Annotated in this window: 23 protein-coding genes; 11 read left to right on the top strand and 12 right to left on the bottom strand. The window is 64.9% G+C overall.

The features are described from left to right. The first annotated feature begins 214 nt into the window (after positions 1-214). The 9 genes from AC3RCJ_RS11655 to AC3RCJ_RS11615 all read left to right on the top strand — a co-directional run bounded on the left by AC3RCJ_RS11655 (position 215) and on the right by AC3RCJ_RS11615 (position 11,891). Positions 215-1,852, top strand: a complete 1,638-nt coding sequence (locus AC3RCJ_RS11655) for an alpha-glucosidase (protein ID WP_492960103.1) — start codon at positions 215-217, stop codon at positions 1,850-1,852. An 84-nt stretch (positions 1,853-1,936) separates the two neighbouring features. Next, positions 1,937-3,022, top strand: a complete 1,086-nt coding sequence (locus AC3RCJ_RS11650) for an ABC transporter ATP-binding protein (RefSeq protein ID WP_492960101.1) — start codon at positions 1,937-1,939, stop codon at positions 3,020-3,022. A gap of 101 nt (positions 3,023-3,123) precedes the next feature. After that, a complete protein-coding gene (gene malE, locus AC3RCJ_RS11645; RefSeq protein WP_492960099.1) occupies positions 3,124-4,344 on the top strand; it encodes a maltose/maltodextrin ABC transporter substrate-binding protein MalE in 1,221 nt (406 codons plus the stop codon). A 147-nt stretch (positions 4,345-4,491) separates the two neighbouring features. Next, positions 4,492-6,003: a maltose ABC transporter permease MalF gene (malF, locus tag AC3RCJ_RS11640; protein ID WP_492960097.1), complete on the top strand. Its 1,512-nt coding sequence runs from the start codon at positions 4,492-4,494 to the stop codon at positions 6,001-6,003. Between the two features lie 10 nt (positions 6,004-6,013). Next, the gene (malG, locus tag AC3RCJ_RS11635; RefSeq protein WP_076570033.1) at positions 6,014-6,904 is read left to right on the top strand and encodes a maltose ABC transporter permease MalG; all 891 of its coding nucleotides are present in this window, start codon (positions 6,014-6,016) and stop codon (positions 6,902-6,904) included. A gap of 2 nt (positions 6,905-6,906) precedes the next feature. Continuing rightward, positions 6,907-8,547 carry an alpha-amylase family glycosyl hydrolase gene (locus AC3RCJ_RS11630; RefSeq protein WP_492960095.1) on the top strand — a complete coding sequence of 547 codons (1,641 nt, stop codon included), beginning with the start codon at positions 6,907-6,909 and terminating at the stop codon, positions 8,545-8,547. After that, positions 8,544-9,455, top strand: a complete 912-nt coding sequence (locus AC3RCJ_RS11625) for a carbohydrate kinase family protein (RefSeq protein WP_492960093.1) — start codon at positions 8,544-8,546, stop codon at positions 9,453-9,455. Before AC3RCJ_RS11630 ends, AC3RCJ_RS11625 begins: the two co-directional genes overlap by 4 nt. A gap of 94 nt (positions 9,456-9,549) precedes the next feature. Beyond that, entirely contained in the window at positions 9,550-10,836 is a 1,287-nt protein-coding gene (locus AC3RCJ_RS11620) for an O-acetylhomoserine aminocarboxypropyltransferase/cysteine synthase family protein (protein WP_492960091.1), read from the top strand. A 50-nt stretch (positions 10,837-10,886) separates the two neighbouring features. After that, positions 10,887-11,891: an AraC family transcriptional regulator gene (locus tag AC3RCJ_RS11615; protein ID WP_492960089.1), complete on the top strand. Its 1,005-nt coding sequence runs from the start codon at positions 10,887-10,889 to the stop codon at positions 11,889-11,891. 18 nt (positions 11,892-11,909) lie between these two features. On the opposite strand, the gene AC3RCJ_RS11610 is transcribed toward AC3RCJ_RS11615, so the two are convergent. After that, positions 11,910-12,713, bottom strand: coding sequence for an SDR family NAD(P)-dependent oxidoreductase (locus tag AC3RCJ_RS11610; protein ID WP_492960087.1), 804 nt, complete (start codon positions 12,711-12,713; stop codon positions 11,910-11,912). Between the two features lie 165 nt (positions 12,714-12,878). Here AC3RCJ_RS11610 and AC3RCJ_RS11605 point away from each other — a divergent pair, with 165 nt between their 5' ends. After that, positions 12,879-13,442 carry a TetR/AcrR family transcriptional regulator gene (locus AC3RCJ_RS11605; RefSeq protein ID WP_492960085.1) on the top strand — a complete coding sequence of 188 codons (564 nt, stop codon included), beginning with the start codon at positions 12,879-12,881 and terminating at the stop codon, positions 13,440-13,442. Here AC3RCJ_RS11605 and AC3RCJ_RS11600 read toward each other — a convergent pair. From AC3RCJ_RS11600 to AC3RCJ_RS11560, 9 genes are all read right to left on the bottom strand, one after another. Beyond that, complete coding sequence (locus AC3RCJ_RS11600; RefSeq protein ID WP_492960083.1) at positions 13,414-14,442, bottom strand: AAA family ATPase; 1,029 nt, start codon at positions 14,440-14,442, stop codon at positions 13,414-13,416. The two genes, AC3RCJ_RS11605 and AC3RCJ_RS11600, sit on opposite strands and share 29 nt — an antisense overlap. After that, complete coding sequence (locus AC3RCJ_RS11595; protein ID WP_492960081.1) at positions 14,439-15,818, bottom strand: phenylacetate--CoA ligase family protein; 1,380 nt, start codon at positions 15,816-15,818, stop codon at positions 14,439-14,441. The genes AC3RCJ_RS11600 and AC3RCJ_RS11595 overlap by 4 nt, the downstream gene beginning before the upstream one ends. Next, positions 15,815-16,408 carry a hypothetical protein gene (locus AC3RCJ_RS11590; protein WP_492960079.1) on the bottom strand — a complete coding sequence of 198 codons (594 nt, stop codon included), beginning with the start codon at positions 16,406-16,408 and terminating at the stop codon, positions 15,815-15,817. The genes AC3RCJ_RS11595 and AC3RCJ_RS11590 overlap by 4 nt, the downstream gene beginning before the upstream one ends. A 1-nt stretch (position 16,409) precedes the next feature. Further along, on the bottom strand, positions 16,410-18,191 hold the full coding sequence (locus AC3RCJ_RS11585; protein ID WP_492960078.1) for a vWA domain-containing protein: 1,782 nt from the start codon (positions 18,189-18,191) through the stop codon (positions 16,410-16,412). Then, complete coding sequence (locus AC3RCJ_RS11580; RefSeq protein ID WP_492960076.1) at positions 18,188-19,159, bottom strand: hypothetical protein; 972 nt, start codon at positions 19,157-19,159, stop codon at positions 18,188-18,190. Before AC3RCJ_RS11580 ends, AC3RCJ_RS11585 begins: the two co-directional genes overlap by 4 nt. A 9-nt stretch (positions 19,160-19,168) precedes the next feature. Next, the gene (locus AC3RCJ_RS11575; RefSeq protein ID WP_492960074.1) at positions 19,169-19,636 is read right to left on the bottom strand and encodes a hypothetical protein; all 468 of its coding nucleotides are present in this window, start codon (positions 19,634-19,636) and stop codon (positions 19,169-19,171) included. A gap of 2 nt (positions 19,637-19,638) precedes the next feature. Continuing rightward, complete coding sequence (locus AC3RCJ_RS11570) at positions 19,639-21,219, bottom strand: AAA family ATPase (protein WP_492960072.1); 1,581 nt, start codon at positions 21,217-21,219, stop codon at positions 19,639-19,641. A 75-nt stretch (positions 21,220-21,294) separates the two neighbouring features. Further along, a complete protein-coding gene (locus AC3RCJ_RS11565) occupies positions 21,295-21,900 on the bottom strand; it encodes a glutathione S-transferase (RefSeq protein WP_492960070.1) in 606 nt (201 codons plus the stop codon). Then, complete coding sequence (locus AC3RCJ_RS11560; protein WP_492960068.1) at positions 21,897-22,754, bottom strand: alpha/beta fold hydrolase; 858 nt, start codon at positions 22,752-22,754, stop codon at positions 21,897-21,899. The genes AC3RCJ_RS11565 and AC3RCJ_RS11560 overlap by 4 nt, the downstream gene beginning before the upstream one ends. Before the next feature lie 99 nt (positions 22,755-22,853). On the opposite strand from AC3RCJ_RS11560, the gene AC3RCJ_RS11555 reads away from it, so the two are divergent. Continuing rightward, a complete protein-coding gene (locus tag AC3RCJ_RS11555) occupies positions 22,854-23,738 on the top strand; it encodes a LysR family transcriptional regulator (RefSeq protein WP_492960066.1) in 885 nt (294 codons plus the stop codon). Between the two features lie 44 nt (positions 23,739-23,782). Here the strand turns inward: AC3RCJ_RS11555 and AC3RCJ_RS11550 are convergent, their stop codons facing one another. Beyond that, entirely contained in the window at positions 23,783-24,931 is a 1,149-nt protein-coding gene (locus AC3RCJ_RS11550; protein ID WP_492960064.1) for an ABC transporter permease, read from the bottom strand. Then, positions 24,928-26,109: an ABC transporter permease gene (locus AC3RCJ_RS11545; protein ID WP_492960062.1), complete on the bottom strand. Its 1,182-nt coding sequence runs from the start codon at positions 26,107-26,109 to the stop codon at positions 24,928-24,930. The genes AC3RCJ_RS11550 and AC3RCJ_RS11545 overlap by 4 nt, the downstream gene beginning before the upstream one ends.

Here is a 26,109-nt window from a genome sequence, read left to right as displayed (position 1 = left end):
GGGTCTGACCCCGGCTCTCCCACCTTGTTGTCCTGAATCACCCTCATAAAAAAATCGTATGTCTGGCGCGTGTATCGCTTTACTTTTCAAAGCGCTTTGAACTATACTCATTTCATACCCAAAGCGCTTTGAATTTTAAAATAAGACGTTCGCCTACCAACCAGCAGCGCCGCCCCGATAGCCACGGCTACGGACAACTTTTAAGAAATCATTCATGCCGACCATCCAGAACAATCTCGCCCACCTGCCCGCCGACTGGTGGCGCAGCGCCGTCATCTACCAGGTCTATCCACGCAGCTTCCTCGACAGCAATGGCGACGGCATCGGCGACTTGCCCGGCATTACCTCGAAGCTCGATTACATTGCCGCCCTGGGCGCCGACATCGTGTGGATCTCGCCCTTCTTCACGTCGCCGATGAAAGACTTCGGCTACGACGTGGCCGACTTCTGCGACGTCGATCCCATGTTCGGCACCTTGGCCGATTTCGACCGCCTGGTGGCGCGCGCCCATGAACTGGGCCTGAAAGTGATGATCGACCAGGTCCTGTCGCACTCGTCCGACGTCCACCCGTGGTTCGTGGAAAGCCGCTCCAGCCGCGACAATGCCAAGGCCGACTGGTATGTGTGGGCCGACCAGAAGCCCGACGGCACGGCGCCGAACAACTGGCTGTCCGTCTTCGGCGGCTCGGCCTGGCAATGGGAGCCGCGCCGCGGCCAGTACTATCTGCACGATTTCCTCGCCAGCCAGCCCGACCTGAACTTCCACAACCCGGCCGTGCAGCAGGCCCAGCTGGACAACCTGCGCTTCTGGCTCGAGCGCGGCGTCGACGGTTTCCGCTTCGATTCCTGCAACTTTCCCTACCACGACCAGTTGCTGCGCGACAATCCTCCCGCCGCGCAGCGCGACGCCAGCAGCGTGTCGGCCATCAACCCCTACGGCATGCAGGCGCACGTGTACGACAAGACGCAGCCGGAAAACATCGCCTACCTGCAGCGCGTGCGCGCCGTACTCGATGAATACCAGGCCATTTCCATCGGCGAAGTGGGCGACGACAATGCGCTGGCCACCATGGCCGCCTACACGGGTGCCGACAAGCTGCACATGGCTTACAGTTTCAATCTGCTGACGGCGGAGTTTTCCGCCGCCCACATCCGCACGCAGGTGGAAGAATTCGAAGCGCAAGTGACCGACGGCTGGGCTTCCTGGTCCGTCGGCAACCACGACAGCGTGCGCGTCATGACGCGCTGGGGCGGCCAGAATCCGTCGCCGTCGCTGGCCAAGGTGGTGCTGGCCGTGCAAGTGGCGCTGAAAGGCACGCCCTGCCTGTACCAGGGCGACGAGCTGGCCCTGACGGAGGCGGACATTCCCTTCGAGGCGCTGCAAGACCCGTACGGCATCCCGTTCTGGCCCCAGTTCAAGGGCCGCGACGGCTGCCGCACGCCGATGCCGTGGGTGGCCGATGCGCCGCATGGCGGCTTCAGTTCGGCCAAACCCTGGCTGCCCGTGCCGCCCGAGCATCTGGAGCGGGCCGTCGATGTGGAAGAACGCGATGCCGGCTCGCCGCTGCGCTTTGCGCAGAATATCCTCGCCTGGCGCCGCACCCTGCCGCAATTGCTGCAAGGCGAGATCACGTTCTTCGATACGGCGGAACCCGTGCTGGCCTTGCGCCGCGACTTGCCGGGACAGCCATCCGTGCTGGCCGCCTTCAACCTGGGCACGCAAGCCGTCACGTTCGACTTGCCGGCTGCCGCCGCAGCGGCCGAGCTGGCCGGTCACGGCTTGCCGGGCAGCAAGGATGGCCAGCAGATCAGCTTGCCTCCGCATGGCGGCTGGTTCGGCACCCTGGTGTAAATCGCAGGCTGGGGCGGCCATGCCGCCAATTACAATAACGAGCCCCGCGCATCAGCGGGGCCGGATAGACACAGTGAGGACGACATGGCTGGACTGAAGTTAACAGGCCTGAAGAAGGCGTATGGCGACGTGCAAACCCTGCACGGCATCGACCTGGAGATCGCCGATGGCGAATTCATGGTCTTCGTGGGGCCGTCCGGCTGCGGCAAGTCCACCTTGCTGCGCAGTATCTGCGGCCTGGAAGAAATCAGCGGCGGCGACTTGTATATTGGCAAGACGCGCATGAACGACGTGCCGCCCGCCAAGCGCGGCATCGCCATGGTGTTCCAGAGCTACGCCCTGTACCCGCACATGAGCGTGGCGCAAAACATGGCCTTTGGCCTCAAGTTAGCCGGCATGAACAAGGTGCAGATCGCCGACGCGGTGCAGCGCGCCGCGCAAATCCTGCGCATCGAACCTTTGCTCGAACGCAAACCAAAAGACTTGTCGGGCGGCCAGCGCCAGCGCGTGGCCATCGGCCGCGCCATCGTGCGCAAGCCCGACGTTTTCCTGTTCGACGAGCCGCTGTCGAATCTGGACGCCTCGCTGCGCGTGCAGATGCGCATCGAACTGGCAAATCTGCACCGCGAATTGCGCTCGACCATGATCTACGTCACGCATGACCAGGTCGAGGCGATGACGCTGGCCGACCGCATCGTCGTGCTCAACGCGGGCCGCATCGAGCAGGTGGGCGCACCGCTCGAGCTGTACCACCACCCGGCCAACCTGTTCGTGGCCGGCTTCCTCGGCTCGCCCCGCATGAATTTCCTCAAGGGCAAGATCCACAGCCATGCGGATGGCGTGGCCGTGATCGCCACGGCGGCCGGCGGCATGCTGCAGGCGGCATTGACGCAGCCCTTGGCCAGCGGCACCCCCGTCACCATCGGCGCGCGCCCGGAACACGTGCAGGCATGCGCGCCCGGCGCCGCGTCCGCCATCACGGCCACCGTGCAAGCGGTGGAAAAACTGGGCGACATCAGCTATCTGTATGTGCAAGTGCCGGGCGGCGACGAGGCGCTGGTGGTGCGCGCCGATGCGGAAACAGACTGGGCCATCGGCCAGCAGGTGGCCCTGCAAGTGGCCGCCGCCCGTGTCCACGTGTTCGACGAACACGGGCAGGCCCGCACCTGATGCCTTGAATTTTACGGGCCGGGCGCTATGGGCGACGCCTGGCCTGGTTGCACTGTTTCAGCCTTGACACCCGACTTATAAAAATACAACTGGAGATCGACATGTCCTTCATGAATCCAAAACGCAGCTTCATCAAAACCACCCTGATCGCCGCCGCCCTGGCCGGCATCGGCAACCTGGCCGCCGCCAGCATGGCCAACGCGGCCGAAGCGGGCACCCTCTTGATCTGGATCAATGGCGACAAAGGCTACAAGGGCCTGGCCAAGGTCGGCGAGGAATTCACCAAGAAGACGGGCGTCAAGGTCGTCGTCGAACACCCGGAAGATGCGCCAAACAAATTCCAGCAGGCCGCCGCCGCCGGCAAGGGTCCGGACATCTGGATCTGGCCGCATGACCGCATCGGCGGCTGGATCGACGCGGGCTTGCTGCAACCATTGACGCCAAGCAAGGAAGCGCGCGCCGCCATCCTGCCGCTGGCGTGGAATGCCTTTACTGTCGGCGGCAAGACCTGGGGCTATCCGATGTCCATCGAAGCCGTCGCCCTCGTCTACAACAAGGACCTGGTGCCGAATCCGCCCAAGACCTTCGAGGAAATCGCCGCGCTGGACAAGAAACTGTCGGCGCAAGGCAAGAAAGCCATCCTGTGGGACTATACGAATACCTATTTCACCTGGCCCCTGCTGGGCGCGGGCGGCGGCTACCCGTTTGAAGTCAAGAGCGACGGCCGCTACGATGCGACGAAAACCGGCGTGAACAATGCCGGTGCCGTGGCTGGCGTGAATGCCGTCATGACCTTGATCAACAGCGGCGCCATGGCCAAGGGCGCCGGCTACGCGGAAATGGAAGCCGGTTTCAACCAGGGCAAGATCGCCATGATGATCAACGGCCCATGGTCGTGGGACAACGCGCGCAAGTCGAAGATCAACTTCGGCGTGGCAACGATTCCTACCGTGGCCGGCAAGACGGCCACCCCATTCGTGGGCGTGCTGGGCGCGATGATTTCGAAAGCCAGTCCGAACAAGGACCTGGCGACGGAATTCCTGGAAAACCAGATGTTGCAGATCAATGGCTTGAAAACCATCAATGCCGACGTTCCACTGGGCACGCCAGCGAACAAGGTGCTGTTTGCCGAGCTGAAATCGAACCCGAACATCCAGGCGACGATGGAAAGCGCGCAAGCGGGCCGCCCGATGCCGAACAACCCGGAAATGGGCCGTTTCTGGTCATCGATGCAATCGGCGCTGGAAAACATCACGCAAGGCCGCCAGAGCACCAAGGAAGGTCTCGATGCGGCGGCGAAGCGGATTACGACGGCCAATTAATTAGCTTTAGGTAGGTCGGATTAGGCCCGAAGGGCCGTAATCCGACAACATTGTTGGCGGCTGATGTCGGATTACGCGGCGTAGCCGCTAATCCGACCTATGCCACCACGCTTGACATCCAGCATCCATCTTCACAGGTATCCCATCGTGCGCAAGTTTATCGGCCCTACGGTATTGACCATCAGCATGGCGCTGGGTCTGTATCTGCTCTTCATGCTGTACATTTCCGGCCAGACCATGCTGGCCGCCGTCTTCCTCGGCTTGCTGACCCTGACGACGTTTGTCTTCACGTCGCCGCGCGCCTATGCCTACCGCTACCTGTTTCCCGGCATTACGGCGGTGATCGTCTTCGTGCTGCTGCCGCTCGTGTACACGGTGTCGATCGGCTTCACCAATTTCAGTTCGCGCAACCTGCTCACCTACGACAGGGCCACGCAATACCTGCTCGACGAGACGCAGCGCGTGGAAAGCGCCGGCTATGCGATGACCGTACACCCGGACAACAAGGAATACCGCTTGCGCCTGGAAAGCCCGGACACGGGTGAAATCCTGCTGACCGCGCCGCTGGCCCTGAAGCGCGCCGTGCCCCTGACAGTGGAGGTGGCGCCGCCGGACCCCGTGCAGGCGCCCGTGCTGGCCCCCGCCCTGCCCATCAAGGACATCATCGCCTTGCAAAAGGACTTGAAGCTGCTGACCCTCGTGCTGCCGAACAGGATCGAGTTGCGCATGGTGGGCTTGCGCGAATTCGGCCCCGTCGCACATGTCTACAAGCAACTTCCCGACAAGACACTGAAAAAGATCGCCACGGGCGAACTCGTGACACCGAACTTCAAGACGGGTTTTTATGAAATGCCGGATGGCACCAAGCTGGAACCGGGCTTCAAGGTCAACGTGGGCTTTGCCAACTTCGTCAAGATTTTCTCCGATGAAGCGTTCCGCGGCCCCTTCCTGCGTATTTTTGTGTGGACCATCGTTTTCGCCCTGATCAGCGTGGCCACCACGACGGGCCTGGGCATGGTGCTGGCCGTGCTGCTGAACTGGGATGCGCTGCGCTTCCGCGGCCTGTACCGCACCCTGCTGTTCCTGCCCTACGCCGTGCCGGGCTTCATTTCCATCCTGGTCTTCAAGGGGCTGTTCAACAACAACTTTGGCGAAATCAACCTCGTGCTCGACGCCTTGTTCGGCATCAAGCCCGCCTGGTTCTCGGACACCACCCTGGCCAAGGCCATGATCCTGATCGTCAACACCTGGCTCGGCTACCCCTACATGATGGTCGTGTGCATGGGCTTGATCAAGGCGATCCCGTCGGACCTGTACGAAGCGTCGGCCCTGGCCGGCGCGGGACCGCTGACGAATTTCTTCAAGATAACGTTACCGTTGATCATCAAGCCGCTGACGCCGCTGATGGTGGCCAGCCTGGGTTTCAATTTCAATAACTTCGTGCTGATCAGTTTGCTGACGGGCGGGCGCCCCGATTTCCTCGACACAACCTTACCGGCCGGCACCACGGACTTGCTCGTGTCCTACACCTACCGCATCGCGTTCGAGGATTCTGGCCAGAACTTCGGCCTGGCCGCCGCCATCTCGACCCTGATCTTCTTCCTCGTGGCCGCGATTTCGCTGGTCAACATGCGCCTGACGCGCATGAACAAAGCATAAAGGACAGACCATGGCTATCGTTGTCGACCGTTCCAACCGCTGGCGCATCCTGGCGGCCCACGTCGCCGTGATCGCGCTGATCGCGCTGGTGATGTTTCCCTTCCTGATGATCCTGTCGATTTCATTGCGCCCAGGCAATTTTGCCTCGGGCAGTCTGATACCGCCCGAAATCAGCTTCGAGCACTGGCGATTAGCGCTGGGCATGTCCTACCAGGCCGCCAACGGCGCCCTCGTCGAGCCGGACTTCCCCGTGCTGCTGTGGCTGTGGAATTCCATCAAGGTGGCCACCATGAGCGCCACCGTGACCGTGCTGCTGTCGACCACCTGCGCGTATGCGTTTGCGCGCATGCAGTTCCGCTTCAAGTCGCAGACCCTGTCCGCGCTGATGCTGCTGCAGATGTTCCCCGCCGTGCTGGCCCTGGTGGCCATCTACGCCATCTTCGACCTGCTGGGCAGCTATGTGCCCTGGCTGGGCATCGACCACCACGGCAGCCTGGTGCTGGCCTACACGGGCGGCATCGCCATGCACATCTGGACCATCAAGGGCTACTATCAAACCATTCCCATCGAGATCGAGGAAGCGGCCAAGGTCGACGGCGCCACGCAGTGGCAGGCGTTTGTCTACGTGCTGCTGCCGATGACGGTGCCCATTTTGATGGTGGTGTTCCTGCTGTCGTTCATCGGCGCCATCATCGAATACCCGATCGCTTCCGTGCTGCTGCATGAGCAGAACAACCTGACCCTGGCCGTCGGCTCGAAACTGTTCCTGTACGAGCAAAAATACCTGTGGGGCGACTTCGCCGCGGCGGCCATCCTGTCCGGCCTGCCCATCACGGCCGTGTTCCTGCTGGCGCAGAAGTGGATGATCTCCGGCCTGACGGCTGGCGGCGTGAAGGGCTGACCATGTGCCGCGCCCTGACTACGCTGGCCGCCCTCTTGCTCAGCGCTGCGGCGCAGGCAGGGAGCTTCGCTGACAACCCCATCGTCTACTTTGCCGTCACGGACCGTTTCGCCAACGGCAATCCCGGCAACGACAATTCCTATGGCCGCGCCGCCGACCCGCAAGGCGGCGACGTCGGCAGCTTTCACGGCGGCGACCTCGCCGGCCTCACGCAGCAGCTCAAAGCCGGCTATTTCAAGGAACTGGGCGTCAACGCCCTGTGGATCACGGCGCCGTATGAACAGATACACGGCTGGGTGGTGGGCGGCAAGCAGCAGTTCCGGCATTACGCCTATCACGGCTACTGGGCGCTCGACTACACCACCATGGACGCCAACATGGGCACGCGCGAGGAACTGCGCGAGATGATCAACACCGCCCACGCGCAAGGCATCCGCGTGCTGTTCGACGTGGTGCTGAACCACCCCGGCTATGCGGACTTGCGCACCCTGGCCGACTACAAGGTGCCCGTGCTGTGGCCCGGCCATGAGAAAGCCACCCTGCGCGACTATCACAGCTTCATCGACTACAACAACTTCGAGTTCAAGCAGTGGTGGGGCCCGGACTGGGTGCGCGCGGGCTTGCCCGGCTATCCCGACGGCGGCAAGGACGACTACACGATGCAGCTGGCATACCTGCCCGACTTCCGCACGGAAAGCGCCAAGGCCGTGGGCTTGCCGCCGATTTTGCAGCGCAAGATGGATACACGCGCCGTGGTCCTGCCCGGCACCACCGTGCGCGGCTACCTGGTGCACTGGCTGGCCGACTGGGTGCGCGAATTCGGCGTCGACGGTTTCAGGGCCGACACCGTTAAGCACGTGGAACCGGCCAGCTGGCTGGCCTTGCGCGCGGCCGCCACCGATGCCCTGAAGGACTGGAAGACGCGCCATCCCGAACAGAAGATCGACGATGCGCCATTCTGGATAACGGGCGAAGCGTGGGGCCATGGCCCCGAGCGCAGCAGCTGGTTTGATGCCGGCTTCGATTCGATGATCAATTTCGACTTTCAAGGCCGCGCGGGCGGCGACTGGACAAGCATCGACGGCGTGTACCGCCAGTACGCGACGCTGCTGGGCAAGCGCATTGGCAATGCGCCACGCTACGACATCCTGTCGTATATCTCCTCGCACGACACCAGCCTGTTCCCGCGCGAGCAATTGAAGCACGGCTTGAGCGCCCTGCTGCTGGCGCCGGGCGGCGTGCAGCTGTTCTATGGCGATGAAAGCGCGCGCCAGCCTGGCGTGGCACCCGTCGGCGACGAACAGCAGGCCACGCGCTCCGGCATGAACTGGGACTCGCTTGATGCGGCGACGCTGGCGCATGCGCGCAAGCTGGGCCAGTTCCGCCTGCGCCACCCGGCGCTGGCGCGCGGCGAGCATCGCTTGATCCAGGACAAACCGTATGCGTTCGCCCGCGTGATGGATGGCGACGCCGTCATCGCCGTGCCCGAGGCGCAGGGCGCCATCCCGCTGAAAGTCCACGGTGTCTTTGCCGATGGCGCCCTGCTGCGCGACGCCTACACGCATCACACCTACACCGTCAAAGATGGTGCCGTCGCCGTGAACGCGGCCGGCACCGTCCTGTTAGAAAAGGCTGCACCATGAGTACCTATGACATCCTGGTGGTCGGCGGCGCCGGCATCGACACCATCGTGCGCGTCCCCGACCTGCAACTGCCCGTCGCCGATTCGCTGCACGTGCCACCCATCCGTGACTATGTGGCGCACACGGGCAATGGCGTGGCGCTCGCTTGCCACGCGCTGGGCCTGCGCTGCAAGTTCATCGACTTCATCGGCGACGATGCACAAGGCGCGGCCATCCTGCAGCGCTATAAAGAGACCAAGCTCGATTTTTCACACATCGTCGAACCCTCGGGCACGCGGCGCAGCGTCAACCTGGTCGACCCGCAAGGACGCCGGCTGTCGCTGTACGACGGCCGCCACCCGGAAGACCTGCGCATGCCGGCCGCCTTTTATTTACCCTACCTGGGGCCGGCGCGCCACGCGCACTTTTCCATCATGGGCTGGGTGGCGGCGCTGTTTGACGATGCGCAAGCGTGCGGCACGACGGTATCGACCGATTTGCACGACTGGGATGGCGTCAACCCGCATCACAAGGTCTTTGCCCTGCGCGCCGACCTGGTGTTTCTCAGCACGGCGGCGCTGGGCGCGCGTCGGGACGACGTCATGCGCGCAATTCTTTCGGAAGGCCGCGCGCAGGCCGTCATCGCCATGGCCGGCGCGCACGGCGCCTACCTGCTGGAACGGGGCAGCGGCCCAGTGCGCCACACTCCGACGGCGGGATTGACGCTGCCCGTGGTGGACACGAATGGCGCCGGCGACTCCTTCGTGGCGGCCTTTTTGCACGCCTGGCTGGCAGGATTGCCGCTCGACGAGGCCATGCGCCGCGGCGCCATCGGCGGCGCGTTTGCCTGCGCCCAGCATGGCACGCACGAACGCTTCATCGGCCAGGCGGAGCTGCATGACTTATATCAAGACAGCACTAGCTTATGACTTAAAATTCTATCAAGCATGCCAGTCAGCCAAGTGACTCATGGCACAATGGCTGCGGATTTCACCACCGCATACCATAGCAACCGGAGACTACATGAGAATCGAAACCCTGGCCGTGCATGCCGGCTACACCCCCGACCCGACCACCAAGGCCGCCGCCGTCCCCATCTACCAGACGGTGGCCTACGCCTTCGACAATGCCCAGCATGGCGCCGACCTGTTCGACCTGAAAGTGGCCGGCAATATCTACACGCGCATCATGAACCCCACGCAGGACGTGCTGGAAAAGCGCGTCGCGGCGCTGGAAGGCGGCGTGGCCGCGCTGGCCGTGGCGTCGGGCATGGCGGCCATCACCTACGCGATCCAGACGATCGCCGAAGCGGGCGACAATTTCATCTCCGCCAGCCAGCTGTATGGCGGCACCTACAACCTGTTTGCCCACACCCTGCCGCAGATCGGCATCGAAGTGCGCTTCGCCGACGCGCGCCAGCCCGAAACCTTCGCCGCGCTGATCGACGCGCGCACCAAGGCCATCTTCTGCGAATCGATCGGCAACCCGCTGGGCAACGTGACGGACGTGGCCAAGCTGGCCGAAATCGCCCATGCGCACGGCATTCCGCTGATCGTCGATAACACGGTACCGAGCCCCTACCTGTTCCGCCCCATCGAGCATGGCGCCGACATCGTCGTCCATTCGCTGACCAAATACCTGGGCGGCCACGGCACCACCGTGGGCGGCGCCATCGTCGACAGCGGCAAATTCCCCTGGGCCGAGCACAAGCAGCGCTTCAAGCGCCTGAACGAGCCGGACGTGTCCTACCACGGCGTCGTCTACACGGAAGCCTTCGGCCCCGCCGCCTTCATCGGCCGCGCGCGCGTCGTCCCGCTGCGCAACATGGGCGCGGCGATTTCGCCCCTCTCCGCCTTCCAGCTGATCCAGGGCATCGAAACCCTGGCCCTGCGCATGGATCGCATCTGCGACAATACGCTGGCCCTGGCCAAACACCTGAAAAACCATCCGAAAGTCGCGTGGGTCAATTACGCTGGCCTGGAAGACCACCCGGACCACGCGCTGGTGAAAAAATACATGAACGGCCGCGCCTCGGGCATCTTGTCCTTCGGCCTGAAGCTGGCGGCAAGCGAAGACCCGCGCGCGGCCGGTGCCCGCGTGCTCGACGCCCTGCAGCTGTTCACGCGCCTGGTCAACATCGGCGACGCCAAGTCGCTGGCCACGCATCCGGCCTCCACCACGCACCGCCAGCTCAATCCCGAGGAACTGGCCAAGGCGGGCGTGTCCGAAGACATGCTGCGCCTGTCCGTGGGCATCGAACATATCGACGACTTGCGCGAAGACCTGGAACAGGCCTTGAACGCGGCGTAAGGCCTGTTTTCACGCGTTCCCCCTGGGGAGTTCATGCCATAATCGGCGGCATGAACTCCCCTTCCCCTTCGCCGGAGCAGCCGGCATCTGGCCAGTTCCGCGGCCTGTTCCGCGCCGAATATGCGCGCCGCATGAACGCCGTGCTCGACCATATCGACCGCCACCTGGACACGCCGCTGGACCTGGCGCAGCTGGCCGACGTCGCGCATTTTTCGCGTTTCCACTTTCACCGCGTATTCGCCGCCTGGATGGGCGAAACCCTGGGCGACTATGCGCGCCGCCGGCGCCTGGAATCGGCCGCCTTGCGGCTGGCCTGCCGCCCCGGCGAAGCGATACTGGACATCGCCCTGGCGACGGGCTTCGGTTCCGGCGAAGCGTTTGCGCGCGCCTTCAAGCTCAAGTTCGGCTGCACGCCGACAGCCTGGCGCGCCGGCATTGCCGCGAAGAACGCCGCCATGCTCGCGGCCATGCGCCTGCGCCGGCAAGAGAGCAATCCGGATCAGGCCATGCGCAATGCCGATCAGGAAAACGGGCCGAACTTCCCGCACCATGGGCACTCCAATCCACTTGATAGAGAGAGTCCCATGCAAGTCACCATCCTCGACCTGCCGCCCGCCACCGTCGCGTGCCAGCGCCATATCGGCCCTTACGGCCCCGCCATCAGCGCCTTCTGGCGCGACACCGTATCACCGTGGATGCAGTCCCACGGCCTGGGCGACGCCACCTGCTACGGCATCGGCCTTGACGACCCCAGCATCACGCCGCCGGAAAAATGCCGCTACGACGCCTGCGTCGCCGTGCCCGACGGCTTCCAGTCAGCGGGAAGGGCCAGCCTCGCCACCCTGCCGGGCGGGCGCTATGCGGTGGCGCGGTTCAAGGGACCGTCCAGCGCCATCCCCGACGCGTGGACGCGCATGGCGCGCGAATGGCTGCCTTCCAGCGGCCTGCAGTGGGACGAGCGCCCCTGCTTCGAGCGATTTGCCGCCGCCACGGCGATGGACCCGGCCACCGGCGAATTCTCTTGCGAGATATGCATCCCCGTGCGGCCGCTGTAGCCTCCTCTTTCGCGTATATCAGCCCGCGATACCATAGCGCGATGCCGGCTTGCCGCGCATCGCGCCCGCGAACAAGGCCAGGCGCGCCGCGTCAAACTGCTCCCACAAGGCCTGGTCTTCGACGGAGGGCAAAGTCACCAGCTCGCCCTGGTCCAGGCCCGCCAGCGCCGCATCGACGCAGTCTTCAGCGCGCATGATGGTGGCCTGGTCCAGCTGCGACAGCGGCACGCCGCTCAACTCCCAGATTTCCGTCGCCGTCGACGCAGGCAGCACCAGCTGCACCACGATGCCCGTGCCAGCCAGCTCCTGCTGCAAGCCCCGCGTGAAATTCATCACATAGCCCTTGGTGGCGCTATAGATCGTGCTCACCGGCAGGATGTGGAAGGACAGCACGGAACCGATGTTGATGATGGTGCCCCCGTTGCGCTGCTTGAATTGCGGTAGCACGGCGTAGGTCAGCTCGGCCAACGCCGTCACATTGACCTTGTCCATGGTGGCGATGCCCGCCCTGGCCGTATCGACGACGGGCGCCAGGGTCGAGGCGCCCGCATTATTCACCAGCATGGTGATGGCCGGATTGCTGGCCAGTTCATCGGCCACACGCTGCAGGTCGGCCGGCGCGGACAAGTCGGCCGCCATGGCGCGCACGGCCACGCCATACTTGTCCGCCAGCGACTTGGCCAGCACGCCCAGGCGCTCGACCCGGCGCGCCACCAGGATCAAATCAAAACCGCGCGCGGCCAGGCGGTCCGCATACACGGCGCCAAGACCGGAAGAGGCGCCGGTGACGAGGGCCGTGCCTTGGGTGGTAACTGCATTCATGATCATTCCTTCTTCAAGATAGGGGGTGGATTGCGTCATCAAGCATGATAGTCATCATGTTTGTATGCGTTAAATATGACGGTCGTCATGTTTGATAAGTTGAAGCATGACGAACATCATGTATGATGTCAACCATTATTTTTGAACCGCGATCAGGAGCCTGCCATGCGTTATCCCGCCGAAGAAACCGCCGAAAAGCACCAGCGCATCCTCACGGAAGCGGCGCGGCTGTTCCGCGAACAGGGCTTTGACGGCGTCAGCGTGGGACAGATCATGAAGGCGACAGGGCTGACGCATGGTCCCTTCTACAATCATTTCGCCTCGAAGGAAGCGCTGATGGCCGAAAGCACCCGGCACGGCTCGGAGCACTCGCGCGTGGCGCTCGATGCGGCAACCATCAGCCCGGAAAGCATGCGCCAATATGTACGCGATTATGTGAGCGCGGCCCACCGCGATGCGCCGGGCCATGGCTGCCTGCTGGCGGCGCTGGCAGGCGACGCGCGCAAGCAGCCTGCCGTGCGCCCCGCCTTCACCTTCCACCTGAAATCCATCATCGGCAAGCTGGCGACGCATTTTCCGTGGCAGAAGAAACGCAACCCCCGACAGCAAGCCATCGTCATGCTGTCGGCCATGGTGGGTGCCGTGGCGCTGGCGCGCGCCGTCGATGACGAAGCGTTTTCGGATGAGATCCTGGCGGCGGTCAGGGCAACACTTGCGCCACCTGCCTGACCCTGTCGGCCACCGTGCCTGACACATCGACGTACGCAATCTCCCGCCGCGCCAGCTCGTCCCGGTACCACGCATGCTGGCGCGCGCGGAAATCGCCGTCGCGGCGCGTGCCGTCCTGGATGAAGGGAAAATCGGGCGCGCACAGCAGCACCAGGTCGTAGCAGTGTTCGGCCAGCTGCGCCAGTTCCTGCTCGGCCCTGCCGAACATCTCGACACAGTAAAAATAGGTGGTCAGGGGCGAGGTATCGCAAAACAGCCAGCGCTGCGCCTGTGCAGCAGCGGCAGCTTCACGCCTGAGCTGCTCCCTGCCGATTTTCAGCAGATCGTCGTAGTGCAAGATGCCATCCTGGCTTTCCCACAGTTCCCGGCCATATTCGGCCACCCAGCCGGTATCGAAATGCGCCGCCAGCGCTTGCGCCAGGGTCGTCTTGCCGCTCGACTCGCCACCGAGCACGCACACGCGCGTGACGAAATCGGCGCGCACGACGGGCGACAGGAAGGCGCCGTGCGCCTGCGGGTCTTGCCGCACGAGGGTGCCGGACACGGGTACCAGGGTTCTCGCCTGGTCCACGCTGACGTGCGCCACCGCGCCCAGCGCATAATGCCGTTCCAGCACCTGCGCGAAGCCGGGGCCATAGTCTTCGCTGCTGAACACGGCATCGACGGGCAAGTCCAGCACCGTCCAGCACAGCCAGCCCATGAAATGACGATGCTCGTCGCCCTCGTCGTCGTTGTGCGGCAGCGCGCGCGCCTGCACGCCGCGCGCCGCGCACAGGGCCGCCAGACGCGCATCGTCGAGCACGACGATATGCGCCTGCGGGAATTGCGCGCGCAACCACCGTTCCCGGCGCGCCGGCTCATAGCCGGGAAATTCGGGCCTGGTGTAGCTGACCAGCAGCAGTTCTTCGCAAGCGTCTTGCGCACGCTTGATCAACAGTTCGTGGCCCTGGTGCAGCGGGCAAAATTTGCCCACCACGAGGCCGCGTTTATAAAGGTTCATGCCACTGCTTCCTGCAAATCCGACGTGTATTGAATGATCTTGTCTTCCGCCAGCAAGGTCTCGACCGTGACGGCGCCGAAAAAAGGCGCCAACAAGGTGCGCGCCTCGTCAGCCTGCGGCATGGCGCCCGGCGCCAGGCGCAGCACGACGCTGCCATCGCCATGCTGGTGCACGCCGAACAGGGCGATGGCCAGCGGCTTCAAGGCGTGCGTGATGTCGATATTATTGATCCATGCGCCCTTGACCGTCCTGTAGCGCAGGGGACTGCGGCCCGCCAGGCCCACCAGCACGGGGCCGTCGGGGCCATGCGCCAGGGAGGCGTAGTCGCCCGTGCGATAGCGCACGAGGGGCAGGCAAAAATTGAAACCGCCCGTCACGGTGATTTCGCCGCGCGCCCCATCGGCCACGGGCCGGCCGTCCGCGTCGAGGATTTCCACGTACAAGCGGTGCTGCAGCAGCACGTGGCCGCCCGCCCGCTCGTCGTAGACGGCCACGGGACCCACTTCATTGAGCGAATAGATGTCGAGCACGGGGCAAGCAAAAGCCGCTTCCAGCCGTGCGCGCATGCCGGGCAACAGCATCATGGAGACGGACAGCAGCGCGGCGGGACGGTGCGTCATGGGCAAGGTCAGCAGCTCGGCAAACGAGATGGGGTCGCCCGCGATCAGCTCGGGCGCCATGGCATCGAGGTAGCGCGCGCGGTCTTCAGCTTGGCGCCAGTCGTCCGGGTGCAGATTGATCTTCGCCAGGCCCGATTCACCCATCGTGGGCGTGACGGAGACATAGGTGAAGCAGCGGCGCTGGTGCCCCAGCAGCATCACGCCCACCTGGCCCGCGCCATGGCGCAGGGTCACGCCGAAGCGGCGCAGCGCGCGCTTGTGGAAAGCCAGGTAGCGCCCCGCCACCAGCGGGTGCGAGGCGATCAGCAGCGGGTGGCCCGTGGTGCCCGTCGTCTGGAAGTTGATCATGCGCGCCAGGTCCGCCTCGTCGGGCACGAAGGCGGCGATATCGTGCGCCAGCTCGGCGCGGCTGACGGGCGCCACGTCCGCAAGGCGCGCGGGGGGTGAGCCGCAGGCGCGGTAATACGGCACGCCAGCGTAAACCTCCCTGAGAAAAGCCGGCAGCCAGGAGGGCGGTGCGGCGGCGCTCCAGCTGATCGCCGCGTCGATGACCTCGCGCTCATAGGCATGCAAGGCGGCCACTTCCGCCGCCTGCAGCTTGTTGCCGCTGCGGTTGCGGTAACGGGGGGCTGCGGGATGGCTGCGCAGCTTGTCCAGCATGCGCGCGCCCGCCGGCGTCAGGGTGGGACAGTAGTCGCGGTCCGATTCCCAGGCGCCGCCCGGCAGATTGACATCAGGTTTGCCAGCGAGCGTCATTCGCGCGACCACTTGTCGGCCGACTCCTCGGCCGCCTTCTTCGCCAGCGCCTCGCGGATCTCGCGCGCGCGCTGCTCGGCCAGGCGGCTCGCCTCGAGCAGGCGGCGGCGCTCAGTGCCGCTGATGGCGGACAATCTGTCCGTGGCCTGCGCCACGCTTTCATCGCGCGGCCGAAAACCCAGGCGCGCCAGCACGATGCGCGCCAGTTCCTCGCGCCGTTCCGGGTCTTGCGTGAACTGGTGGGCCGGCGTACTGGCGGCCAGTTCGCGCGCCGCCTCGCCCAGAACCTGCAGCAGATCATGCTGCGGCAACTGCCGGCCGACGAACCACTCGTCGGCCAGCAGCCAGCAGACGATCATGGCCAGCGCCAGCCGGTTGCGGTCCGCCTTGACCTGGGCGCCGACAAAACCCTGCAGTGACGCGGCAGGCGCGCGCGCGCCATGCAGCAGCATAATGTCGTTGACCAGCGCGGCAACCGCCACCGCCTGCGCGTTGGCGACGCCGGCGATGCGCGGTTCGGCGAGGAATTCGGCGGGCGTGTCGGCCAGGCGGTGGGTCAGGGTTTCGAGGTGGGGTCCGGGATTCTGCATATCATGGTTGTATATAGTGGCGCCGGCTGAACGCGCGCGCAAATTCCAGCAAGTCCTCGTAGCGCTCGACGGCGTGGATATCCCAGCCCTGCTCGCGGCGCGCGCGCTTTAAATCGTCATAGGTTGGCTGCAGCCACTTGCTGGCCGCCGCGCCATCCCAGTCGCGCGCCAGGTTCAGGGCCATGGTGCCGCCCGCGCCGCCCCGGGCCAGCGCTTTCGCCGAGATATCCCAGCCGCTGTTGCCCAGTTCATCCTTGTCGAACATGGTGGTGATGCCGTCGTCGGAAATCATCAGGATGTGCGCGGGCCGTTCGCGCTTGCCCGCGTAGGTCTGGCGCAGGCGGTGGATGGGAAAGCACGTGCCGCCGCCAAAAAATTCCGTCAGCACGCCCAGTATCATGTCTTCATCGCGCACGAAACCGGGCGTCTGCATCACCTCGTTCTTGCCGCTCCACAGGGTCACCTGCACTTTCGCGCCGGCGCGCAAGGCGGACAAGGCAATGACGGCGCCGGCCAGGGTCAGGAACGAGGTGTGCGCCTGCGGGTTCGGCATGGAGCCGGAACTGTCCACGTACATGTCCAGGTCGACGGGCACGGCATCGATGGCGCGCGCCGGTTCGCGGCCATAGACCCTGCGCACGGTCGTCACGCCCGGCACGGGGCGCGGCGACTGCATCACGGACTGCAGCCAGTCTATTTCCTCGAGCGGATCGCCGATTTCCCACGCTTCCAGCCCTTCCATCTGCGGTTCCTGCGATTCGGGCGCGGGGCGGCTGGGAAACGCCACCAGGTGCGGCAAGGCCCGCTCGCGGTAGTAGCGGATGGCGATTTCATGGTCGCTCAGGTCGATGCCCGAGGCCTTCAGAATGTCGCCCAGCTCGAACGGTTCGCGCAGCTGTCCGCCGCCGGGCCGGGCCGGCGCCTCGCCGGGCGGCTCCTCGCCATCGAGGCCGGAAATGCGCCTGTCGTGCACCGGGTGGATGGCGCCGCCCTCCTCGTCATCCTCGATCTGCTGCGCGCCATAGGTCTGGCAGCCCCTGGCCGCGTCGCGCGTGTCCTGCAGATAGCGGCTCGGGCTCAAGGCATCCGTATCGTCGACCAGATAGGGCAGCAGCAAGGTGGCGAAGCGGCCCGCCGCCAGCATCCAGTCGTTCGCATACACGCGTATCAGGCGCGCGCCCAGCCAGGCATCCGTGTCCAGGCGCTCGTCGGCCTCGTTCTCAGCCCCTGCTCCGCCAAGTTCACCCTTTTCCAGCTGCCACAGGTTTTCATAGATGCGCATGTACAAGGTCCAGACGCCGCCGCTGCCCTTGGCCCGCGCTTCCACCGTGCGCCCCTGCTGCAGCTTGCGGTAGATGTCGGCCATGCGCAGATTCGCCTGGCGCTGCAGGCGGTCGTTGATGAACAGGTCCGTGTAGAGATTGGCCACCATGGGCGCGTGCTGCTCCAGGGTGGGCAAGGCGCGGCGCATGCGCGCCAGCAGGCGAAACTGGTCGCCGGCGCTGCCCGGCGCGAGGATGTGGTGGCCGATTTCATGGGCGAGGATTTCCAGCGCATAGTCGTCCAGCCCCAGCTCCGTCACCAGCGGCAAGTCCACCACCACGCTCTGGTCCAGCAAGCGGATCATGGCGAAGCTGCCGGACAGGCCCTGCTTGCTGGCCTCGACGCGGCTGGCGCACAGGCTCGGGTCGCGCAAGCGCGTAAATTTGCTCCATACGGCCAGGGCCGCGGGCCAGGCGGCGCGCCAGGCCTCGATCAGCGCGGTGTCGGCATCGTTCTTCATGCGAGCGGCAGCAGGCGGATCGCGTGCGTCCATGGCGACGTGACGGCCAGCGTATGCGCATTGGCGGCGATGGCGATGTCGCCGGCCGGCACATCGAGTTCGATGCGGCGCGCGCCGATCTGCAGGGTCGCCCCGTCGAGGCGCACGGACGCCGGCGCGCCCGTTTGCGCATGATCAAACTCCTGCGCCGTGGCGCTGTGCAGCACGGCGCCACAGGCGTCGGCCACCAGCAGGTAATGGCGTTCGGCGCTGCGCACGATGAAACCGTCGTCCGTGGCGCGCACCAGCGGCGGCGTGGCGAAGTCGCCACCGAGGCCGCTGAAGCTGCCGAACTCGCGGCCCTCCGCATTGCCGCGCCACGGATTCGCCATTAGCTGCGCATGCACCTGCGGCCATGACGCACCCGGTTCGCCAAAGGCGGCCAGCGCCAAGGCGGGCGGCAAGGTATCGGCGGCGGCCAGCGCGCCCTGGCGGAAATGCGCAACGCCCGCGCGCCAGGCCAGCACCTGGCCCACGGCGCGCAGCTGCGCCAGCGTGGCGATCTGCGGCGCCAGGGCGGCCAGCTCGCGCTGCCACTGCGCGGGCCGCGCGCCCGCCACGCAGGCGATGTGGATGGCCGCGTTGCTGAGCATGCCCAACGCGTCGACCGGGGCGCTGGCCAGCAGCAGCGCAAACTGCGGCGCCAGCTCGCGCCAGACGGTGTTCAGGAACGGGTTTTTCGCCGCCGGCCCCGCCAGGCCATGGCCCACCAGTTCCAGGGCCATGTCATAGGCGGCCAGGGTCGCGCCGCCCACGCGCTCGGGCGCGGCGGCTGCCACGGCCACCACCAGCGGATCGACGCCGTCGCGCAAGAAGGCGCCAAAGGCGGCCATGTCGAGCGCGGGAAAGCGCCGGCGTGCTTCCGCCGCACGCGCATTGAACTGGGCGCGGCCACTGGCAAGTAGCGAAGCAAAGGCAGGAGAGATCATCGCGGCCCGTCAGTCGCTGTGCGAAAAGTGCAGCAGATAACGCTCGCCAGCGCGCTCGAACGCGATCTCGTCCCAGTGGATCGCGTACCAGAAACCGGCGGGCGGCGTCATCGTCACGGCGTACGGCGAAAAACCGCCCAGCGCTGCATCGAGCGATGCGAGGAAAGCGGCCACCAACTGGGCGCGGAAGCGTCCCGGCGGCGCCGCCTGCATATGCTGTGACGAGAAAAACCAGCGCTGGCACACTTGCTCCAGCTGCGCGCGCGCGCACGGCGCGGCCTTGATATGCCACAAGGGGGCCGGCAAGTCGCGCGCGGGCTCGATGACGTGCAAGGCATGATCTTCCACGCGCAAGCCCAGCGCCGTGGCGAGATCGGGCGCATCGGGCAGGCGCAGCAACTCGTAGCTCGCACACAAGTCGCTCGCCTCGCCATTGAGCATGGCCAGCGCTTGCAGGAAGCCTTGGCAGTGCAGCATGCTCATTGCGAACGCAGCCAGCTGCGGTAATTCGTATAGCGCTGATGCAGGTATTTGAGCTTCAGCAAATCGTCGTACAGGGGACCGTACAGTTTTCTCCCCTTCGTGCGTTCGCCGATCAGCTTTTCGATGCGGTTCAGCCGCGCCAGGGTCTCGCGCTCGCTGACGCCGTCGAGGCCCCGGTCGAATTCGGCCGACAGCACGCCTACGGGATCGTCGCGGTCCAGGTCCAGGCGGTTGAATTCATCGTTGGACAGGTCGAACAGGCGGCGCAGCCAGCCCAGCCTGTCGCTGCGGTAGGCGGCGTTTTCCGGCAGCGCGAAAAATGGCGCGTCCGGGTCCGGCTGCAGCTTGTTATGCAGGACGAAGGGCAGCACCTGGCGCAAGTCTTCCAGCGCCACCTCGCCATTGCCGCGAAAATATGCCATGGCCTTGGCGTAGATCATGAGCGCCATCAGGGTGCGCACGGAGATGCCGTTCAGGGTCTGGCAACCGAGATCCTTCAGGCGGTCGCGCCCATTGTCGGCCGCCTGCGCGGCACCACGGTCGGCGCCCGCCAGGCGGGCCGTATCCTTGGTCATGTATTCGAACTGGCCGCCCGCCGTCTCGAACAGTTCGAACTGGCTGGCAAAGAATTCCAGGCGGCGGCGCACGGCGTCGGGTATGCCCACCTGGCGGATGGCCTCGCCGATCTGGTCCACTTCCCCTTCCGTGAAGATGATCTCGGGCGGCACCAGCTCTTCGGGACGCACGTTTTCTTCCACGCGCAGCAGCAGCTCATTCAAAAAGCGCGGATTGAAGGCCAGCGCCTGCACCGTCACGTCGACCCGGTCGCGCAGCGCCTCGATCACCTGGTAGGTGCCGCCGCCCTGGTCGTCGTTGGCCGTCAGATACCAGGCCGCTTCCGGGCATTCATAGATATGGCTCAGCACTTCCGCGTAATTGTCGCCCATGACGGTGAGCAGCGCGCTTTGCGTGCGCGTGGGGATGCGGTTGTATTCATCGACGATCTTCACGCGCATGCCCAGCCAGGCGCGCCAGGCGATGCGGATATCGTCCATGCTTTGCGCGTTGACCAGGTCCGCCGGCAGCGGATTGCCCAGCAAATCGGCCACCGTCATCTGCGGGTGGCCATGCTGCATCGCGCGTTTCACCTCCTTGACGGTGGAGCCGGCCAGCACGCCCATCAGCAGTGCGCTGGCCGTCTTGCCCCGCCCCGGCCCGCCGACGAACAGGCATTTGCGGCGCGTGGCAAACGTCAGCAGCGGCAGCAAAATGAAGCTCGAATAGCTTTGCGCCGACGGCAAATTCAATGTGCGGCGGCTGTCGCCCACGGAGTAGGTCTGCGACGGGCCGTCGTTGTACTCGATGTCGTAGTGGGGGCTGATGATGGCGTGGTTGACGATCCAGAAATACGCCTGGCGCAGCTTTTCATCGAAAGGCCGCGCTTGCGCCTCGCCTTCCGCTCCCAGCGCGATGGGGCCCTGGTACAGGTCCGCCACGTCGAACTGCCGCGCGGCGGGCGCGGACTTGGGCTTGGTGGGGGCCTGGGACAGGCGCTGGAACAGGTTAAAAGACGGCATGGCAATACTCTTCCATTAAGGAAATGAAATTATTGCACAAGCCACCTGCAAGCGCCGGTTCGGATGAAAAGCAGCTCAGCCCGCCATCGGCGTGGCCAAAAATACCGGCTGCTGCTCGGCCAGCGCCGTCAACGCGGCCACGGCCGGATAATCGCTGGCCGCCATCACGTCAGGCACCATCTGCTGAGCAAAACTCCAGGCCACCGCAATGGTGATGCCGGCAATACTCAAGCAGTCTGGCGCCTCTTCGCGCAATGACGCTTCCAGCTGCGCCCAAGCCCCATGCAACTGCAGCTGGACGCGGTCCAGCCAGGGCTGGTGCTGCTTTTCCTGCGGGCGCAAGCGCCGTTCATAGACGATCTGCACGGCTTTGTCACAGGCTGCCAAAGCATAGCTGGTTTGGCACAGCGCGCGCAGGCGTGCCGGACCCGGCTCCGGCCTGATGCGGGGAGCATGCGCGGCCAGTTCCTCCAGATACGCCAGGATCAAGGTCGAATCCATCAGCACCTGGCCATCGTCCGTGACCAAGGTCGGCACTTTGACGGCCGGGTTGATGCTCCGTACCTGGTTGACATCGGAAAACACCGACAGGGGCCGGTGTTCGTGCTCCAGGCCCAGCACTTTCATACCGATGGCAACGCGCCTGACGTAGGGCGAATCGAGCATTCCGATCAATATCATGGTCTTCTCCTCTCCAGCTGATGAAGAAACGCGATGACTTGCGCCGCGACGGGCAATGGCGCGTCTTCCATCAGGAAGTGCCCGGCCTCGTCAAACAGGTGCAAGGTGGCGCCGGGAATATCGCGCTGCAGGCGATGGCCGTAAGCCACCGGCTGCCACTCGTCCTGCTGGCCCCATAATATCTGTACCGGCACTGTCAACTGCGGCAGTCTTTCGGTAAAGTCCATCGTATAGCAGGCGTTATAGTGCGCCACCTGGTGCTGGTAGAACGAGGGCTGGCCCAGCACGCCGCACAGCGGCTCCAGGTAGCAGCGCAGGAGCTCGCCCTGCATCCTGTCCTTGTGAAAAACGGCCATGCCCAGCTGGCGCGCCATCGTGCCGCGATGCTCGCTGGCCGGCGTCAAGGCACGCCGGGCGAAATCATCGCGCAGATGCTTCCAGGTGGGCGACGGCCACGAATCGTAGCTGGGCGCGTCGGCGATGCTCAAGCTGCGCAGGCGCGACGCGTGGTCGAACGCCAGGCGCAGCGCAATGGCGCCGCCGATATCGTGGCCGAACAAATGGGTGGTCGGCAGTTGCCAGTGGTCGAGCAAGGCTGCCAGCAAGGTCACCTGCGCCGCTACCGAGGTATCGGCCTCGACGGGCCGCTCCGACCGTCCAAAGCCCAGCAAGTCATACAGGTGCACCTGGAAACCGGCATCGACGAACAGCGGTACCAGTTCGCGCCAGATAATGCTGTGCGCCGGCGTGCCATGCACCAGCACCAGCGGCGTGCCTGCGCCATGGATACCGGTGGCGATACGGTGGCCGTGGATCAGGGCGTGGCCATTCAACAGCAGTTCTTGACTCGTCATCAGATGTCCTTTTGTTTGCAGAACCTGCAGGCTAAGGCTTGACTGGACATGACGCCAGTGACATTCTTTTGCTCTTCAATGCAACTTTTGTCATAACTCATGAATTTGCGCCTATCCGTCGATGCCCTGCGTGTGTTCAGGGCAGTGGTACAAACCGGCAGCATGAGCCAGGCCGCCAGCATGCTCCATCTGAGCCAGTCGGCCGTCAGCTGGAAAATCAAGCGACTGGAGCAGCAGCTCGATTGCCCGCTGCTGGCGCGCAGCGGCGGGCTGTTTGGCACGACCGACCAGGGAGCCGTGCTGCTGCGGCACGCCGTCAACATACTCGATGCCCACGATGATGCCGTCGCCCATTTTTCGCCATCGGCGATGCATGGCCGGCTGCGCATCGGCGTGACGGAGCAGATTTCATTGACGGACGTGTGCGCGGTGCTGTCGCAGTTCTCGCATCACCACCCCAAGGTGGACGTGCAACTGGTGGTGGAGCAAAGCCAGGTATTGCGCGAACGCTTTGCCGACGGCGTGTTCGATGTGATTTTGCATCAGGATTTTGCCGGCATGGCGGCGCCGGCCGACACACTGTTATGGACGGAAACGCTGCATTGGTGCGCCGCCACGGCAGAGCAGACTTTGCCGGGCGAGACCGTCAAGCTGATCACCTACGGGCCGCACTGCTTTTACCGCCGGCTGGCCGAGGAAAAGCTGGGTCAGGCCGGCATGGCCTGGAGCGTGGGCCTGGAATGCCCGTCGATGGCGGGTGTGCTGACCGCGATTGCCGCCGGGCTGGGCATGGCGGTGGTCAATGAACGCAAGCTGGGCCAGGGCGTGCACCGGCATGCGGCACTGGAACGGCTGGCGCCGCTACCCCGTGTCGCCAGCCTGCTGCGGGCCAATGACAACCTGCCCGACCCCGTGCGCGCCGGTTTTTGCCAGCTGCTGCTGGCAGCATTGCAGAACAAGAGGCATGATGGATCCCGTCGCTAGCGATGCGGCCAGTGGGGGCTCCAGCGCTTTCCCTGGTTTCGTGCTCATTCTTGTTTAATGATGGACACTGGCGCCTCGGCGCGCCAGCGCCACCAGCCCAGCGCCACGCAGGCCAGCAGCAAGGCCAGCAGGCCCGCCACTTCATGGCGGATTTCATACAGCGACGCGCCCATTTGATTAAGCGCAACAAAGCCCTGGATGCCGGCCGTGGACGGCAGCAGCCAGCGCAGCCATTGCAGCACGACTGGCATGGACGACACGGGCCAGGTCAGGCCCGCGAGGAACAGCACGGGCATCGAGGTGGCGATCATCAGCTGCGTGCCCCGCTCGCGCGTGCGGAACAGCATGCCCAGCAGCATGCCGAAGGCCGCTTCCGCCAGCGAGAACAGCACCAGCAGCAAGAGCATGCCGCCGAAGTTGCCGCCACGCGGGTAATCCTGGAACCAGAAGACGAAGCCGAAGAAATAGCAGCAATTGAGGAAGGCCACGCAGGCAAACGCCAGCAGCATGCCCGCATAGCCGCCCGCCGTGCGCCGGCCTGCCACGGGGAAGGTCTTGCGCTGATACCAGGTGCCGAACAGCATGGTCATGCCGATCAGCAAGGTCTGCTGCACGATCAAGGTCGCCACGCCGGGCACGACATAGGCGCCATAGCCTTCCTTGACATTAAACAAGGGCACCGCGTCAAACGCGATGGGCGAGCGCTGCTGGTTGGCCTGGATGGTGGACGGCGTGCCCGCACCCAGGCGTTTCAACTCGATGCCGGCCGACACCGTGCCCACCACTTCGGCCAGGCCGTTCAAGGCCACCTTGTTGAGCATCAAATACAAGCCATTGCCCGCCACCTGGGCATGGGCGGCGCGGCCGGCCAGCACGTCCGTCTGCAAGCCTTCGGGAAGGATCAGCACGCCCATGACCTGGTCGCGCCACAATAAATCCTGCGCGACGGGCAAGTCCGGCGTGACAGCGATCACGTCCAGCGACGGATGGCCCATGGCAAAGCGCGTCAGCTGGCGCGACATGGCGCTGCGGTCCTGGTCGACGACGGCCACGGGCACGCGCTGGACGATTTCCGTCGAGTATGGCAAAGGATAAAAGAAGGAATAGATGATGCCGCCGATAAACAGCAAGGTCAGCGCGCCCTTGTCCGTCAGCATGGCGCGCCACGTGGCGAGGAAGGATTGCCACATCATGCGCGCCCCCAGGCCGCCGGCGCATGCGCGCGGCGCGCCAGCAGGAATACGCCCACGGCGCCGCAGCCGATGGCAAAGCCGGCCAAGATCAGCATTTCCTGTACGCCATAGCGCCACGGTGCGCCGGCCAGCCAGTACTTCGTTTGCAGCTGCAGGTAGTGCGTGAGCGGCAAGGCTTCCGCCCAGGCGCGCGCTGGCGCCGGCATGGCCATCAGGGGAAAGGCCTGGCCCGCGAACGCAAAGGCCGGTGCGGTAATAAATGCCGCGCCCGACAGGGCCAAACGCAATGACAGGGTGGCGGCGATCAGCAAGGTGGCCAGGCCGCAATACGCGAGCACCAGCAGCAGCATGCTCAGCAACAAGGCCGGCAAGCTGCCCGCCACGGCCCAGCCTCGCGCCAGGCTGAAGAACAGCAAGTACAGCAGCGCCAGCGCGCAGTAGGCGACGAGGGGGAACAGCAGCTTGGCGCCGACGGCGCGCAGCCAGCTGCCATGGGCCGAGGCCAGCCATTGCGGCACCGTGCCGTCGCGCAACTCGCGTCCGATGGACGTGACGACGGCGACGACGATGAAAATCTGCAGCATGGCCGGCATCAGGGCCAGGGTCAGAAACGCTTCATAGCTGATGTTTTCGTTATATAAACTGTTCAGTGTCGTGCGTATCGGTTCGAACTGGGCCGCCGCCTGCACGCCCGACATGCCCTTTTTCATCCTCGCCGTCATTTCTATGCCGGCCGACAAGGTCGTGCTGACCGTGCGCACGTCGCGCAGCAAGGCGCCCGCGTGCGAGGAAAACTGCGCGTTGTACAGCCATTGCACGGTGGCTTGCCGGCCGCCCAGCAGTTTCTGTTCAAAATCGTTCGGGATCAGCAGGTAGCCGTACGCCGTGCGTTCGCGCAGCCGGTGCAGGGCTTCGTCGCTGGACGCCACCTTCGCCGCCACTTCGATGCCGGGCGAGGCGTCGAGCCAGCGCGTGAGCTGGCGCGACAAGGTGGAGTTGTCGTTATCGATGACGACGATGGGCAAGTCGCGCGCGATGCCGGCGGAAAACACCAGCCACAGCATGCCGCACAGCACGACGGGAATCCAGCTGAGCATGCCGAAGTCCCAGAAATCGCCGCGCAGCCGCGCCCACTCGCGTGCCAGCGCAGAAACCGGCCCCTTATCCGCTTCATTCAT

The organism is Janthinobacterium sp. GW822-FHT07H11 (assembly GCF_058798615.1).
This window is presented reverse-complemented; position numbering and strand designations above follow the sequence as displayed.